Origin of the sequence: Arthrobacter sp. SLBN-83 (assembly GCF_006715285.1) — a bacterium.
Classification (GTDB): Bacteria; Actinomycetota; Actinomycetes; order Actinomycetales; family Micrococcaceae; genus Arthrobacter.
Genome location: NZ_VFMX01000001.1, coordinates 22,867 through 37,306, shown reverse-complemented (window position 1 = coordinate 37,306; position 14,440 = coordinate 22,867). Strand labels below are relative to the sequence as shown.

Sequence of the window (14,440 nt, the reverse complement as noted above, 5' to 3'; positions counted from 1 at the left end):
GTCCTTTCGTCGTGAACTGCCGCGACTCAAGGTCACGGGCGGGCGGATGCCGGAACACCGCCCAGTCGTTGGTGGTGCCTTTACCTTCGCCGCCTTGTTCATGCGCCGTCAACCATCGCCCATGCCGCCACCGCCTTGGGTTAGGGCAAGGCTGGGTGGGGCCACGGCCGATGGGTTCCCTGGCCGAGCTTGCGAGGTTAGGGCAAGGCTGGGTGGGGCCACGGCCGATGGGTTCCCTGGCCGAGCTTGCGAGGTTAGGGCAAGGCTGGGTGGGGCCACGGCCGATGGGTTCCCTGACCGAGCTTGCGAGGTTAGGGGAAGGCTGGGGAGAAGTGCTCTTCGATTAGGCCCTTGATGTCCTCGTGGCAGCCGCCGCACCCCGTGCCCGCACGGGTGGCCTTGGAAACGTCCGCCACGGTGGCGCAGCCCGCCGAAACGGCCGCCGTGATGGCAGCCCCGCTGACGCCGGCGCACCGGCACAACGTGCCTGCGGGGTCAACAGCGGCCGTCCCCGCCAGCTGGTCCGGGCCGTCCAGGCGGAGGAGCAGCGACCGGTCCGCGGGCAGTTCAGCACCGCGTTCAAAGAGCCCCACCAGTTCGGCGGCCGTGCGCGGCATGCCCACTGCCACCAGTCCTTCCAGGACGCCCCCACGCGTGGTCATTTTGACGTAGCGGCCGTGCTCGGGATCGGCCCACTGCGAGACCTGCAGGCGCGCTCGGCCGGCGGCAGCACCCGCCGTCAGGGTTTCCTCGTCCCAGGGATCCGCGGAGTTGTCTCCGGCCACGGCCATGTTGAGGCCACGGGCCTTCAAGACCACGATGCCGGGCTGCTCCGGCGGCAGGGCGGGCAGCAGCTCCGCTTCGGCGGCTGCTCCTTCGGCCAGCAAAGTGAGGTAGCCCCCAAGCCACTCGGCCTGCCGCCACCCCGGGCCCACCAGGCCGGACGGACCCTTGGCATGGCGGCACCGGGCGCAGCCCGGGTCCGGGCAGCGGACCTCGGCACAGTCGCCGATGGCAAAGATGTGCGGTTCGTGGTGGGCCCGCAACCGGTGGTCCACCAGGATGCCGGTGCCGGTGGGCAGCCCGCAGCCTTCGGCCAGCTCCGTCCGGGGACGCACACCGCACGAGATGACCAGGAGGTCGCCGTCAATCGCGGAACCGTCATCGAGCAGCAAAGCCGAGAATCCGCCGTCGGGCCCGCTGTGCTCAACCCCCGTGGAACGGGCGTTGCCGGCCACGCGGACGCCGCACCTCCGCAGGCCGGCAGCCAGGACCGCTCCGCCGCCGCGGTCGATGCTGCGGCCCAGCGGGTGCGGGCCGTTGTGGACCACCGTGACGGTGGCGCCTTCCTCCGCCGCGGCCAGCGCCGTTTCCAGGCCCAGCACGCCGCCGCCCAGCACCACCACCCGCTTGCCGCCCTGCACCGCCTTCCGCAGCACGTCGGCGTCGCGCAGGTCCCGCAACGCTGTAACGCCCGCGGGAAGGACGGGGGTGGAAGGATCCGGGTTGATGCCGGTGAGGTTCGGAATCACCGGGCGGGATCCGGTGGCGAAGACCAGCCGGTCGTAGGGCAGGGGAGTTCCGTCGGCCAGCAGGACCTGCTGACGCGCCCTGTCCACGCGCTTCACCCGAACGCCCAGGCGGACGTCCACGCCCTGCGCGGCCAGCTCGGCGGCATCGGCAAGGGCCAGGGCGTCAGCGGTAGTCCGGCCGACGCCGAGATCGGCCACCAGCACCCGGTTGTAGGCAGCCTCGGCTTCCGCCCCCACCACGGTGAGCCTGACGCGGCCGGAACGCACGGCGGGCAGCAGCTCATCCACCAGCCGGGCGGCCACGGGGCCGAACCCCACGATGACAATCTGTTCGCTCATGAGGCCTCCGTTGTTTGCAGCATGGGGACGGAATCGGGTGCGGCCACCGGCCGGACCCACACGGTGTTGAACTTGAATTCGGGCATTCCGGAGACGGGATCGGTGGCCGCTTCGGTCAGCCGGTTGGCGCTCTCGGCGCCCGGGAAGTGGAACGGCAGGAAGACCGTCTCGGGGCGGATGGCAGTGCTGAGCTCCGCCCGGCACACCACCTCGCCGCGGCTGTTCGCCACGGAGACCAATGCTCCCGCGGCGATGCCCATGGCCTCCGCTGCAGCGGGGTGGAGCTGCGCCTTGGCTTCCGGCTGGGCGGCGAGGAGTTCGGCCACCCGCCGGGTCTGGGCACCGGACTGGTAGTGCTCCAGGAGCCGGCCGGTGATGAGGGTCATGGCTTTGGCAGCGGGGCCGGGGTTCTCATCTGGCGTACGACGGCGGCGCGGCACCACCGGGACCAGCTGCGCCTTGCCGTCGGGGTGGGCAAAGCGGTCCGTGAACAGCCGCGGCGTTCCGGTGCTGCCGGCCGGGTAGGGCCAGTAGGCGGCCTCGCCCCGGTCCAGCATGGCGTAGTTGATGCCGGAGTAGTCCGCCATGCCGCCGGCGGAGGCGCGCCGCAGCTCCTCGAAAACCGTTTCCGGGTCCTCGCTGTAGGTGGAGGGCGCGTCCAGCCGCTCGGCCAGGCGGGCCATGATCCACAGCTCGCTGCGGGCGCCGGCGGGCGGGGAGATGGCGCGGCGGCGGCGCAGCACGCGTCCTTCCAAGTTGGTGAGGGTGCCGTCTTCTTCCGCCCACTGCAGCACGGGCAGGATCAGGTCGGCTTCCGCGGCGGTCTCGGACAGGAAGAAGTCGCAGACCACCAGGAAGTCCAGGCTGCGCAGCCCCTGCATCACGGCGTTGGCGTCGGGTGCCGCCACGGCAATGTTGGACGCGTGGACGAAAAGGCACCGCACGCCGTCGGGCTTTCCCAGCGACTTCAGCAGCTGCACGGCGGGGAGGCCGGGGCCGGGGATGAGGTCTTCGGGCACGCCCCAGACGGCGGCCACGTGGGCGCGGGCCGCGGGGTCGGTGATCTTGCGGTAGCCGGGGAGCTGGTCCGCTTTTTGGCCGTGCTCGCGGCCTCCCTGCCCGTTGCCCTGGCCGGTGAGGGTGCCGTAGCCGCTGCGGGTGGAGCCCGGCAGGCCCAGCAGCAGGCTGAGGTTGATGGCGGCGGTGGCGGTGTCGGTGCCGTCCACGTGTTGTTCAACGCCGCGGCCGGTGAGGATGTAGCTCCCGCCTGCCCGGGCTCCGGCCGCAAGCATGCGTGCCGTGTGCCGGATCAGCTCTGCGGGGACGCCGGTGATCGACTGGACGCGTTCGGGCCAGTAGGCGTTCACGCTGCGGACAATCGCGCTGTAGCCGGAAGTGCGCTCCTGGACGTAGACGCTGTCCACCAGGTTTTCGTGGATGACCACGTGGGAGAGGCCCAGCAGCAGGGAGAGGTCGGTGCCTGGCAGCGGCTGGAGGTGGAGGCCGCCGCCGTCCGCCGTGAAGGCCGCGGTGGCCGAGCGGCGCGGGTCCACCACGATCAGCCCGCCGGCATCGCGGGCTCCTTTGAGGTGCTGAACGAACGGCGGCATGGTCTCGGCAACGTTCGAACCGAGCATCAGGATGGTGCTGGCGGTATCCAGCGCTTCCACCGGGAAGGGCAGGCCGCGGTCCACGCCGAAGGCCCGCATTCCGGCGGCGGCCGCGGAGGACATGCAGAACCTGCCGTTGTAGTCGATCCGGGAGGTGCCCAGGGCCAGCCGGGCGAACTTGCCCAGCATGTAGGCCTTCTCATTGGTGAGGCCGCCGCCGCCGAACACGCCGACGGCGTCCGAACCGTGGCGGGCGCGGGCGTCCCTCACGGCCGCGGCGGCGAGGTCCAGGGCCCGCTCCCAACCGATGGGGCGGTGCACGCCGTCGGATCCCTTCAGCAGGGGCTCGGTGATCCTGCCCGCGTGGTTCAGGAGCGCGGGGGAGGTCCAGCCCTTGCGGCACAGGCCGCCGCGGTTGGTGGGGAAGTCCCGGCCGGCAACGCCCAGGGCGGGGGACGGTGCCGGCGCCGGTTCAGGAAGTGCCGCCGCGGGGCCCGGCTCCGGCTGGCCAGCCGGGGCCAGGCCACCACCGGACGTGAGCGTCATGGCGCACTGCAGGGCGCAGTAGGGGCAGTGCGTGTCGGCGCTGTTGGCCATGCTAGATGTGTCCCATCGCGTTCCGGCCGGCGCTGCGGATGTAGCAGGCCCAACAGACCAGCAGCATCAGGACGTACGCCCCGACGAAGCCGTAGAAGGCGGGGGTGTAGGAGCCGGTGGCGGTGCTGGAGGCGTTCAGGACCTGGGGGATCACGAAGCCGCCGTAGGCCCCGATCGCGGAGATCAGGCCGAGGGCGGAAGACGCCAGGCGCTGGGTGGCCACGGAGCTTGCGCCCTTGCGCGCGGCCCGGCTCGAGGTTGCGAAGATGACCGGAATCATCCGGTACGTGGCGCCGTTGCCAAAGCCGCTGGCGGTGAAGAGCATCAGGAACAGGACCAGGAAGAGCAGGAAGTTCTTCAGCGGCAAGGTCCAGATCATGGCCAGCGTGATCACGGCCATGGCGGCAAACGCCGAAACAGTCATCCGGGCTCCGCCCATACGGTCCGCCATGCGGCCGCCGTAGGGACGGGCCAGCGAGCCCACCAGGGGGCCCAGGAAAGCGAGCGAGAGGGCCACGGTTCCCACGCCGATGCTGGAGAACCCGGGGAAGTAGTCCTTGATCAGCTTGGGGAAGACGCCGGCGAAGCCGATGAAGGAGCCAAACGTCCCGATGTACAGCAACGCCATGATCCACAGGTGCGGTTCCTTGAGCGCGGCCACGGAGCCGGCCACATCGCCCTTGGCACTGGTGAGGTTGTTCATGTACTTGAAGGCGCCAAACGCGGCCAGCAGGATAAAGGGGACCCACATCCACCCCGCCATGGGAAGGTTCACGGTGCCCGCGGCCAGCAGGGTGATCACAATGGGGACGGCAAGCTGTGCGACGGCGGCACCGAGGTTTCCGCCCGCGGCGTTCAGGCCCAGCGCCCAGCCCTTTTCGCGGGCGGGGTAGAAGAAGGTGATGTTGGCCATTGAGCTGGCGAAGTTGCCGCCGCCGAAGCCGGCCAGGGCCGCCACCAGGAGCATGACCCCGAACGGGGTATCCGGGTTGGAAACGCAGAGGGCCAGCCCGGTGGAGGGGATCAGGAGCAGCAGGGCGGACACGATGGTCCAGTTCCGTCCGCCGAACCGGGGGACCATGAAGGTGTAGGGGATGCGGAGCGTGGCGCCCACCAGGCTGGGCATGGAGATGAGCCAGAAGACCTCCGAAGTGGAGAACGTGAACCCGGCGGCGGGAAGCTGGACCACCACGATGGACCAGAGCTGCCACACCACAAAGCCAAGGAACTCGGCGAAAATGGACCAGTTCAGGTTGCGGCGCGCGATGGCGCGGCCTGCGGTTTCCCACTGCTCCTTGTTCTCCGCATCCCAGTTGGCGATCCAGCGGCCGGGGCGGAATTCAAGGGCAGGGGCGTCTGTGGTGCGGGCAGGGCCGGGCTGTACGCCGGTTTCGACAGTGCGGTCAACAGTCACGGTTTACCTCCTTCAGGGATGGGGTTTCCTCAAACCTAGGGAGCGCTCGTTTCGCGGACAGTCGATGTTTGTAAACGCGCTGTGACTTTTCCCTATCCGGCCCACGCGGGCTGCGTGAGGCGGGCGCGGACGACCGTGATGTGAGACGCACAACACATGTCCGCATGCTGGACGTTTCGTCCATTGACTGGACGGAGGCAAGTAAGATCGAACTCTAACTACTTGAGCCGGGAGGCAGCCCTGCCTGTGCCCGGCCGGTCTCACGAAAGCGTTTACCTATGTCATCCACCGATACCACCGCGCTGCCAGGTGCACAGCAGCCGGTGAACTCCCGCGGCCGCGTCATCGTGGCCAGCCTGATCGGCACCACAGTGGAGTTTTACGACTTCTACGTCTACGCCACTGCCGCCGTCCTGGTCTTCCCGAAGCTCTTCTTCCCCAGTGCGAACGAAACCACGCAGCTGCTGAGCTCCTTTGCCGTGTTTGGCGTGGCCTTCATCGCCCGGCCCCTCGGCTCCATCATCTTCGGGCACTTCGGTGACAAGTTCGGGCGCAAGGGCACGCTGGTGGCCTCGCTGCTGACCATGGGTATCGCCACGTTCCTCATCGGTTGCCTCCCCACCGCGCTGGTTCCGGGCTGGGAGTTCCTGGCACCGGCCCTGCTGGTGGTCATGCGCTTCGCCCAGGGCCTGGCGCTCGGCGGCGAATGGAGCGGGGCCGCGCTGCTGGCCACCGAGAACGCCCCCGCCAACAAGCGCGCCATCTACGGCACCTTCCCGCAGCTCGGCGCCCCGATTGGCTTCATCATCGCCAACGTCATCTTCCTGGTGGCGAGCTACACCCTGACCCCGGAGGCCTTCGCCGCATGGGGCTGGCGCGTTCCGTTCCTGCTCAGCGCCGTCATGGTGATCCTGGGCCTCTACGTCCGGCTCAAGCTCATCGAGACCCCCGCCTTCACCAAGGTGGTCGAGTCCAACGAGGTGGCCAAGCTGCCGCTGGGCCGCGTCTTCAAGAGCAGCTGGCGCCAGCTGATCCTGGGCACCTTCATCATGCTGGCCACGTACGTGCTCTTCTACCTGATGACCACGTTCACGCTCACCTACGGCACCAAGCCAACCCTGGAAGGTGCCAAGGCCGTAGCCGAAAAGGCCGGAAAGCCGATGTCCGAAGCCGCTGCCGCCGCGTTCGTTCCCGGCCTCGGCTACAGCCGGAACGACTTCCTCTGGATGCTGATTGCCGGCGTCGTCTTCTTCGGCATCTTCACCCTGGTCTCCGGACCCCTGGCCGAAAAGTATGGCCGCCGCAAGATGCTCATCGCCGTCACCGCCGGCATCTTCGTGTTCGGCCTGCTGTTCGTCCCGCTGTTTAGCGGCGGCTTTGTGGGCACCATGGGGCTGCTGATCCTTGGGTTCTCCCTCATGGGCCTTACGTTCGGGCCCATGGGAGCGCTGCTGCCGGAACTGTTCCCCACGAACGTCCGCTACACCGGCTCCGCCATCAGCTACAACTTCTCGAGCATCCTGGGTGCAGCAGTGGCGCCGTTCATCGCCGTGGCCTTGTGGGAGGCCGCCAAGGGCAGCCCGGTCCTGGTCGGCGTGTACCTGACCTCCATGGCAGTGCTCACCCTGATCGCGCTGTTCCTAACCCGCGAAACCCGGGACGTGGACTACGAGAACAACGTGGCCTGACGCCCCTCATAAATGCCCGGCGGACCCTTATGGCCTGCCGGGCATTTTCATGCCTGGACAGGCGCAGCGCTCAGCGGGCGTAGCGGGCCACGAAGTTCTTGAGCACGGCCATGGGCTCGGTGACAGTGAGCTGCCGCGCTGCCGCCATGAGCTCCTCCGCGGCTTCGGGCGGGAAATAGCCGGCGTGCCGGTAGATGTCGATCCGGGTCACCAGCCCGTCCGCGTCAAGTTCGGGGTGGAACTGGGTGGCGTAAAGATTGGTCTTGATGCGGAACATGTGGACCGGGCAGGAGGCTGCCCGCGCCAGCAGCACAGCGTGCGGGGGCAGCGAGCTGACGGCTTCCTTGTGCCCGGTCAGCGCCGTGAAGGTTTGCGGCATGCCCTGCAGGATAGGGTCCTGCAGGCCCTCCTCCGTCAGCTCCACCTCCACCGCGCCCAGCGGCTCGCCGTAGGTCCGGTCGATCACGGCGCCCTGATGGCTCCCCAGGGTGCCCACTCCGAAGCAGGCGCCGAGGAACGGGAAATCGAGGTCCACCAGCTGGTCCAGGAGAGCTGCCAGCTCCTGCTCCACCCGGTGCTGGACCGGGCTCTTGTGTTCCGGCGGGTCGCTGGAGGTGAAGGGGCTGCCGCCGACGATCACGCCGGAGTACTTTGAAAGGTCCAGCGACGGCAGGGGAGCGGCTTCGAGCCGGACGCGGAGGAGCTCCCGTTCCTCAAGCCCGCCGTACCTCAGGTAGGCCGCGTACTCGTCGTCCGCGGCAGCATCCTCCACACGGGAGGCCAGGAGCAGGAAAGGCAGCATGAGCTAAGTCTGCATCAGGCCGGCGGCTGTTTCAGCGAACGGCGGGATTGGGGCCGGGCAGCCGGGTCCGCGTGGCGGTGCACCAGCTTCCAATAGCCTTCCTCGCGCCGGAAGATGCTGCTCACGCGCAGCGCGAACTCCTCCGTCGTGGCTGCCCCGTCAAGCCGGGCGCGGAAGTGTTCGGTCTCCACCAGGTAGGCGGTGTCGCGGGCTGTATACGAGGTGACGGTGTCAAAGCCCAGCATCTCGCCGTCGCGGAACTGCCGTGCGGCCTGGTCCAGCCGGGCCTCCACCTGGGCCCAGCCGCGGGCGATTCCGCCGAACGGATTGGCCAGGGTGACATCGTCCAGCCGGGAGTAAAGTTCCTTGATCGGAGCCGGGTTGCCCCGCGTGATTTCTGGAACCGCCTGGTGGTAGCGGTCCACTTCTTCCTGGAAGCTTGGTGCGAGCATGGCTGCCGGGCCGCCTTCTAGTCCTCGATGGTGGCGATGATGGCGCCCGCGGACACCGTCTCACCGGCCGTTGCAGTCAAGCCCGTGATGGTGCCGGAACGGTGTGCGGTGAGTGGCTGTTCCATCTTCATGGCCTCGAGGACCACCACCAGGTCGCCTTCGGACACCACGTCGCCGTGGGCCACGGCCACCTTGACGATAGTTCCCTGCATGGGGGAGGTCAGGGCGTTGCCGGTGGCGGCAGCGGGTCCTGCGGAGCGGGAGCGCTTCTTGGACTTACCCGATTTTCCGGCGGCGGCGGTTGCGGTTCCCGGGGTGCCGAGGGAGGCGGGGAGGACCACCTCAAGGCGCTTGCCGCCCACCTCCACCACCACGCGCTGCCGGTCCTCGGCGGAGCCTTCGCCGTCGGCAGTGCCGTCCGGGGTCCACGCGGGCAGGTTGTTGCTGAATTCGGTTTCGATCCAGCGGGTGTGGACCGTGAAGGGGCCTTCGGCGGGTGCGAATGCGGGGTCCGAGACGACAGCGAGGTCGAACGGGATGACGGTGGGGATGCCCTCCACCACCATTTCTTCCAGGGCGCGGCGCGCACGCTGCAGGGCCTGCGGGCGGCTGGCGCCGGTGATGATGAGCTTGGACAGCATGGAGTCGAAGTTGCCGCTGATGACGTCGCCCTGCTCCACGCCGGAGTCCACGCGCACACCGGGGCCGGTGGGGTTCTTCAGGACGCGGAGGGTGCCGGGGGCGGGCAGGAAGTTCCGGCCCGGGTCCTCGCCGGTGATGCGGAATTCGATGGAGTGGCCACGGACCTCGGGGTCGCCATAGCCCAGTTCCTCGCCGCGGGCCAGCCGGAACTGTTCGCGCACCAAGTCGATGCCGGTGACTTCCTCGGAGACGCAGTGCTCCACCTGCAGGCGGGTGTTGACCTCAAGGAAGGAGATGGTGCCGTCCTGGCCCACCAGGAATTCGCAGGTGCCTGCGCCCAGGTAGCCGGCCTCTTTCAGGATGGCCTTGGAGGATTCGTACAGGCGGCGGTTTTGGTCCTCGGTGAGGAACGGGGCCGGGGCCTCCTCCACGAGTTTCTGGTTGCGCCGCTGGAGGGAGCAGTCGCGTGTGGATACCACCACGACGTTGCCGTGGGAGTCGGCCAGGCACTGGGTTTCCACGTGGCGCGGAGCATCGAGGAAGCGTTCGATGAAGCATTCACCGCGGCCGAAGGCGGCAGTGGCCTCGCGGACGGCGGATTCGTACAGTTCGGGAATTTCCTCCCGGGTACGGGCCACCTTGATGCCGCGCCCGCCGCCGCCAAAGGCAGCCTTGATGGCCACGGGCAGGCCGTACTGGTCCACGAAGTCCAGGACCTCCTGCGCGGACTCGACGGGGTCCGCCGTGCCGGGCACCAGCGGGGCACCGACCTTTTCGGCGATGTGCCGGGCCTGGACCTTGTCGCCCAGGGCGGAGATGGCCTCGGGGGAGGGCCCGATCCAGGTGATGCCGGCCTCGATCACCCGGGCGGCGAACTGGGCGTTTTCGGCAAGGAAGCCATAGCCCGGGTGGATGGCGTCGGCGCCGGACTGGCGGGCGACCTCGATGATTTTGTCCATCACCAGGTAGGACTCTGCGGCGGTGGTGCCGCCCAGAGCGTAAGCCTCGTCAGCCAGCCGGACGTGCAGGGCGTCGCGGTCCGGGTCAGCATAGACGGCAACGGAGGCGAGGCCCTCGTCCCGGGCCGCCCGGATAATCCGCACGGCGATTTCGCCGCGGTTGGCGATCAGCACCTTTGTGAGGCTCGGCTGCGTGGTTCCTGCGGACTGCTCCAAATTTGCTGACAAGGCGTCTCCTTCTTTCCTTCAGGGAGCCTAGCGCGGTTTTGGAGGTTCCGCCGATATTACTTGCGGAATCCGCGTGTAAAGCAGCCTTCCTTTGTAGGGAAGCTACAAGCTGTGCAGAAAACGGAGTGCTTTAGCGGTGGGGCCAGAGATCCGTGATGCGCACATTGGCGGCAGCGAGCAGGCTGCGCAGGGTGGAGACGGAAAGGCCGACGACGGCGTGCGGGTCGCCGTCGACCTTCCGGATGAAGGCCCCGCCCAGGCCGTCGATGGTGAAGGAGCCCGCGCAGTGCAGCGGTTCGCCGGTGGCGATGTAGGCGTCGATTTCGGCCGGTTCCATTTCCAGGAAGGAAACCTCGGCGGAGGCGACCGCCCCGAGCGTGGCGCCCGAGCCGCGGCCGCCGCTGCCGTCGTCGTCCGTGTCCCTGCAGTCCACCAGCCAGTGCCCCGTGTGCAGCACGCCCGCGCTGCCGCTCATGCGCAGCATCCGCTCGCGGGCGACGTCGGCCGTGTAGGGCTTGCCGTGCGCCTCGCCGTCGAACTCAAAGACGGAGTCGCAGCCCAGCACCAGCGCGCCCTCCGCCTCGGGAAGTGACGCCACGGCCTCGGCCTTGGCCCGGGCCAGCAGCAGTGCGGTGTCGTGCGGGTCGGTGACACCGTACCGCTCCTGGACGGCGGCCTCGTCGACGTCGGACACCAGCACGGTGTGCCGGATGCCGGCCTCGGCGAGGAGCTTGGTGCGGGCGGGGGACTGGGAGGCGAGAATCAGATGGAGCACGGCTTCAGCCTAGTGGACCAGCTCGCCGGACACCGGTGCGGCCTGGCCGCGGTTGAGCTTGGCGCCCTCCACGTCCACGTCCGGCAGGATCCGGTCCAGCCAGCGGGGCAGCCACCAGGACTTGGCACCCAGCAGGTACATCACGGCCGGAACGATGGTCATGCGGACCACGAAGGCGTCGAACAGGACGCCGAAGGCCATCGCGAAGCCCAGCGGCCGGACCATGGTGAGGTGGCTGAAGATGAAGCCGGAGAACACACTGACCATGATGATCGCGGCTGCGGTGACCACGGCGGCTGCGTGCCGAAAGCCCACCCGGACCGCTTCCTTGGCGGATGATCCGTGCATGTAGGCCTCGCGCATGCCGGAGGCGATGAACACCTGGTAGTCCATGGCCAGGCCGAACAGCACGCCGATCAGGATGATGGGCAGGAAGCTCAGCACGGCGCCCGGGTTGGCCACGTCGAAGACATTGCCCAGCCATCCCCACTGGTACACAGCCACCACGGCGCCGAAGGCCGCAGACAGGGACAGCAGGAAGCCGCCCGTGGCCAGCAGCGGGACCACGATGGAGCGGAACACCAGCAGGAGCAGGACCAGGGAAAGTCCGACGACGATTGCCAGGTAGGGCGGCAAAGCGTCGCCAAGCTTCGTGGAGACGTCCACGTTGCCGGCCGTCTGCCCGGTCAGGCCCATGGCGACGTCGTAGTCGGCCTTGATTTCGCCGTTCAGTCCGCGCAGTTCGGAGACCACCTTGACGGTGCTGGCGCTGGCGGGACCTTCCTTGGGGATGACCTGGAACACGGCGGTGCGGCGGTCTTCGCTGAGGGCAACCGGCACGGCTGCCACCACGTTGTCCACGGCGCGGAGCTTGTCCGCGATGTCGAACTGCAGTTTCTGCGCCTGGGCCGCATCCAGGTTCGCGGGGAACTCGCCCACGGCCACGATGGGGCCGGTGACGCCTTCGCCGAAGCTGCGTGCCGTCAGGTCGTAGGCCTGGTATGCCTCTGACTCCACGGGCTCGGAGCCGCCGTCCGGCAGGGCCAGCTGGAGCTGGGTTGCGGGCAGGGCCAGGGTGCCCAGCAGGAGGATGCCGGCGATGAGCGCAATCCAGGGGTGCTTGGTGACCAGGCCACCCCACCCGTGGGTGCTTCGTTCGCGGTCGACGGCGATATCTGCGGCTTCGTGGCCGGGCTCGGCGTTGTGCGCCTCCGACTTTGCCCAGGCCCGCTTGGAGATGATGCGGCGGCCGATCAGGGACAGCATGGCAGGGGTCAGGGTGATGGCGACCAGTACGGCCACGGCCACGGTTCCGGCCGCCGCGAGGCCCATGACGGTGAGGAACGGCAGTCCGGGGACCACCAGGGCGGCCAGGGCGATGATCACGGTGAGGCCGGCGAAGACCACCGCGTTGCCGGACGTGCCGTTGGCCCGGGCCACGGACTCTTCAGGATCCATGCCGGCCAGCAACTGGGTCCGGTGCCGGTTCACGATGAACAGCGAGTAGTCGATGCCCACGGCGAGGCCCAGCATGAGGGCCAGCATGGGGGAGATGGAGCTCATGTCGAACAGGCCGGACAGGGCAAAGGTGATGCCCACGCCCACGCCGACGCCCATGATGGCCATCAGCAGCGGCAGCCCGGCGGCTACCAGAGTGCCCAGCATGAGGATGAGGACCAGCGCTGCCACGGCGATGCCCACGATTTCCGCGGTGCCAAACAGGGCCGAGATGTCCTCGGTGATTTCCTTGCTGGCCAGCGCGGTGACGCCGGCCGAGGAGGTTTCGTGGGCGATCTGCTGCACCTGCTTGCGGACCGTTGGGGCCAGCCCGTTGATGGAGGTGTTGAACTGCACCTGTGCCACGGCGGCTTTGTTGTCCCCGGAAACGAAGCGGATGGCCGATGCTGCCTGGGCCTGGCGCTTGCCAAGTTCCAGCTTGGCCTTGGTGGCCTCCAGTTCCTGGGTGCCGGCGTCGAGCTTTGCCTGGCCCGCCGCCAGCGCCGCCTTCTGCTGGCCGAGCTGGGCCTCAATCAGTGCTGCCGGTGCTCCTGCCGCACTAAGCTGTTGCTCGGCCGCGGCCAGCTGGGCCTTGCCGGCCTCGAGCTGCGCGCGGGAGGCGTCAAGCTGGGCCTGGCCGGCCGCGAGCTGCTGCTCGCCGTCGGTAATGGCCTTGCCGGCCTGGTCCACCTGGGCCTGGGTGGCGAACGGATCCACCGTGCCTTTGACCTCAGGGATGGTCTGCAGCTTCTTCAGCGCGTCGGTCACGGCTGCCCGGCTCTGGTCCGTGAAGCCGCCGTCGGGCGCTTCGAAGACGATCGTGGCGCTTCCGCCGGACGCCGAGGGCAGCTCCTGCTTGAGCTTGTCCGCGATCCGCTGGGTTTCGGTCCCGGGGATCTGGAAGTTGTTGGACAGGGTGCCGTGGAAGGCTGCGGCAGAGCCGCCCACGGCCACCAGCACGGCAAGCCACAGGGAGATGACAAGCCAGCGCCGGCGGTAGGAGAACTTGCCGAGGCGGTAGAGGAGGAGTGCCATGCGGGAGAACCGATCTGATCAGGAGGAACGGGTTGCGGATGGAAAAGCGGTGGTGTTGAAGCCTGCGCCCAGCAGGGCCATGGCGTCGATCAGCAGCCGGCGGAGCTCGTCCAGCGATGCGGGCGACAGGTCCGGGCCGCGGCGGCTGAACCAGACCTCCATGGCGGCCTTGCCGCAGGAGATGATGGAGCCGGCCAGTGCATGGACATACAGCTCGTCCTGCCCGCCCCGGGTACCGGCCAGGCGTTCACGGGCGACGGTAAACACCTGGGCCCGGCAGTGGTCCCACGCTTCGAGTTCCGTGTGGGACATCAGCGGGCTCTGCTGGGTCAGCGTAAACAATTCCGCCAGCGGGGCCACGGCCTTGGGATCGGCCAGGGCCATCAGCGCCGCCTGCGCCGACTCCAGAATGGGCTCGTCCGCCGGTCGGAGCCGCAGCTGCTGGATGGCGTTGTCCAGGAAGCCGTGGACGATGGACGCCAGCGCGGAGTCGGTGCTGCTGAAGTAGTTGAAGAAGGTGCGGCGCGAAATGCCGGCGGAGTCTGCGATGTCCTCCACGGTGAAGTTTCCGGGGCCTTTGGAACGAAGGAGTCCCAGCGCGGCGTCCGTGATGGCCTGGCGCGTGGCGGCCTTGTTCAGCTCACGGCGCGACGGGGTGGCCGGCTCGGCGTCGGGAGAAGGGATGGGGCTTGTCACGACTCTTACACTACGTGCAACTTTGCACTGCATGCAACTTCTTCGCTCGACCGGTAGTGGCGGGCAGGCGTGGATTCACAGGAGAACGAAAGGTTCCGAACAGCCCCTCCTGAACCTGGCCCGTAAGACTTGGCGTGTCTCGATGAGAGGCGTTCCACCAGCAGCCGTCACCCG

At 68.4% G+C, this 14,440-nt stretch carries 10 protein-coding genes; 1 reads left to right on the top strand and 9 read right to left on the bottom strand.

Going from position 1 to position 14,440, the window contains the following annotated elements; all coding sequences use genetic code 11:
* Positions 1-311 precede the first annotated feature (311 nt).
* The 3 genes from FBY30_RS00110 to FBY30_RS00100 are packed head-to-tail and all read right to left on the bottom strand — an operon-like array spanning position 312 to position 5,492.
* Positions 312-1,871, bottom strand: a complete 1,560-nt coding sequence (locus FBY30_RS00110) for an FAD-dependent oxidoreductase (protein ID WP_142130611.1) — start codon at positions 1,869-1,871, stop codon at positions 312-314.
* On the bottom strand, positions 1,868-4,078 hold the full coding sequence (locus FBY30_RS00105) for a molybdopterin oxidoreductase family protein (RefSeq protein WP_142130610.1): 2,211 nt from the start codon (positions 4,076-4,078) through the stop codon (positions 1,868-1,870). The genes FBY30_RS00110 and FBY30_RS00105 overlap by 4 nt, the downstream gene beginning before the upstream one ends.
* Before the next feature lies 1 nt (position 4,079).
* A complete protein-coding gene (locus FBY30_RS00100; RefSeq protein WP_142130609.1) occupies positions 4,080-5,492 on the bottom strand; it encodes an MFS transporter in 1,413 nt (470 codons plus the stop codon).
* A 278-nt stretch (positions 5,493-5,770) separates the two neighbouring features.
* On the opposite strand from FBY30_RS00100, the gene FBY30_RS00095 reads away from it, so the two are divergent.
* Positions 5,771-7,180 (top strand): MFS transporter, encoded by a 1,410-nt coding sequence (locus FBY30_RS00095; protein ID WP_142130608.1) that lies wholly within the window; start codon positions 5,771-5,773, stop codon positions 7,178-7,180.
* Between the two features lie 70 nt (positions 7,181-7,250).
* On the opposite strand, the gene FBY30_RS00090 is transcribed toward FBY30_RS00095, so the two are convergent.
* The 6 genes from FBY30_RS00090 to FBY30_RS00065 all read right to left on the bottom strand — a co-directional run bounded on the left by FBY30_RS00090 (position 7,251) and on the right by FBY30_RS00065 (position 14,266).
* A complete protein-coding gene (locus FBY30_RS00090) occupies positions 7,251-7,982 on the bottom strand; it encodes a glutamine amidotransferase (protein WP_142130607.1) in 732 nt (243 codons plus the stop codon).
* A gap of 14 nt (positions 7,983-7,996) precedes the next feature.
* Positions 7,997-8,434: a YybH family protein gene (locus FBY30_RS00085; RefSeq protein ID WP_142130606.1), complete on the bottom strand. Its 438-nt coding sequence runs from the start codon at positions 8,432-8,434 to the stop codon at positions 7,997-7,999.
* A 17-nt stretch (positions 8,435-8,451) separates the two neighbouring features.
* A complete protein-coding gene (locus tag FBY30_RS00080) occupies positions 8,452-10,263 on the bottom strand; it encodes an acetyl/propionyl/methylcrotonyl-CoA carboxylase subunit alpha (protein ID WP_142130605.1) in 1,812 nt (603 codons plus the stop codon).
* Positions 10,264-10,393: 130 nt separating this feature from the next.
* Entirely contained in the window at positions 10,394-11,038 is a 645-nt protein-coding gene (locus FBY30_RS00075; protein WP_142130604.1) for a Maf family protein, read from the bottom strand.
* 9 nt (positions 11,039-11,047) lie between these two features.
* Positions 11,048-13,570, bottom strand: coding sequence for an MMPL family transporter (locus tag FBY30_RS00070; RefSeq protein WP_142130603.1), 2,523 nt, complete (start codon positions 13,568-13,570; stop codon positions 11,048-11,050).
* A gap of 18 nt (positions 13,571-13,588) precedes the next feature.
* A complete protein-coding gene (locus FBY30_RS00065) occupies positions 13,589-14,266 on the bottom strand; it encodes a TetR/AcrR family transcriptional regulator (RefSeq protein ID WP_200830599.1) in 678 nt (225 codons plus the stop codon).
* Positions 14,267-14,440 lie beyond the last annotated feature (174 nt).

Bases quoted from the DNA above. Each gene is read 5' to 3' on its own strand.
- FBY30_RS00105 (WP_142130610.1), bottom strand. From the start codon at position 4,078: ATGGCCAACAGCGCCGACACGCACTGCCCCTACTGCGCCCTGCAGTGC.
- FBY30_RS00070 (WP_142130603.1), bottom strand. From the start codon at position 13,570: ATGGCACTCCTCCTCTACCGCCTCGGCAAGTTCTCCTACCGCCGGCGC.
- FBY30_RS00110 (WP_142130611.1), bottom strand. From the start codon at position 1,871: ATGAGCGAACAGATTGTCATCGTGGGGTTCGGCCCCGTGGCCGCCCGG.
- FBY30_RS00095 (WP_142130608.1), top strand. From the start codon at position 5,771: ATGTCATCCACCGATACCACCGCGCTGCCAGGTGCACAGCAGCCGGTG.
- FBY30_RS00085 (WP_142130606.1), bottom strand. From the start codon at position 8,434: ATGCTCGCACCAAGCTTCCAGGAAGAAGTGGACCGCTACCACCAGGCG.
- FBY30_RS00090 (WP_142130607.1), bottom strand. From the start codon at position 7,982: ATGCTGCCTTTCCTGCTCCTGGCCTCCCGTGTGGAGGATGCTGCCGCG.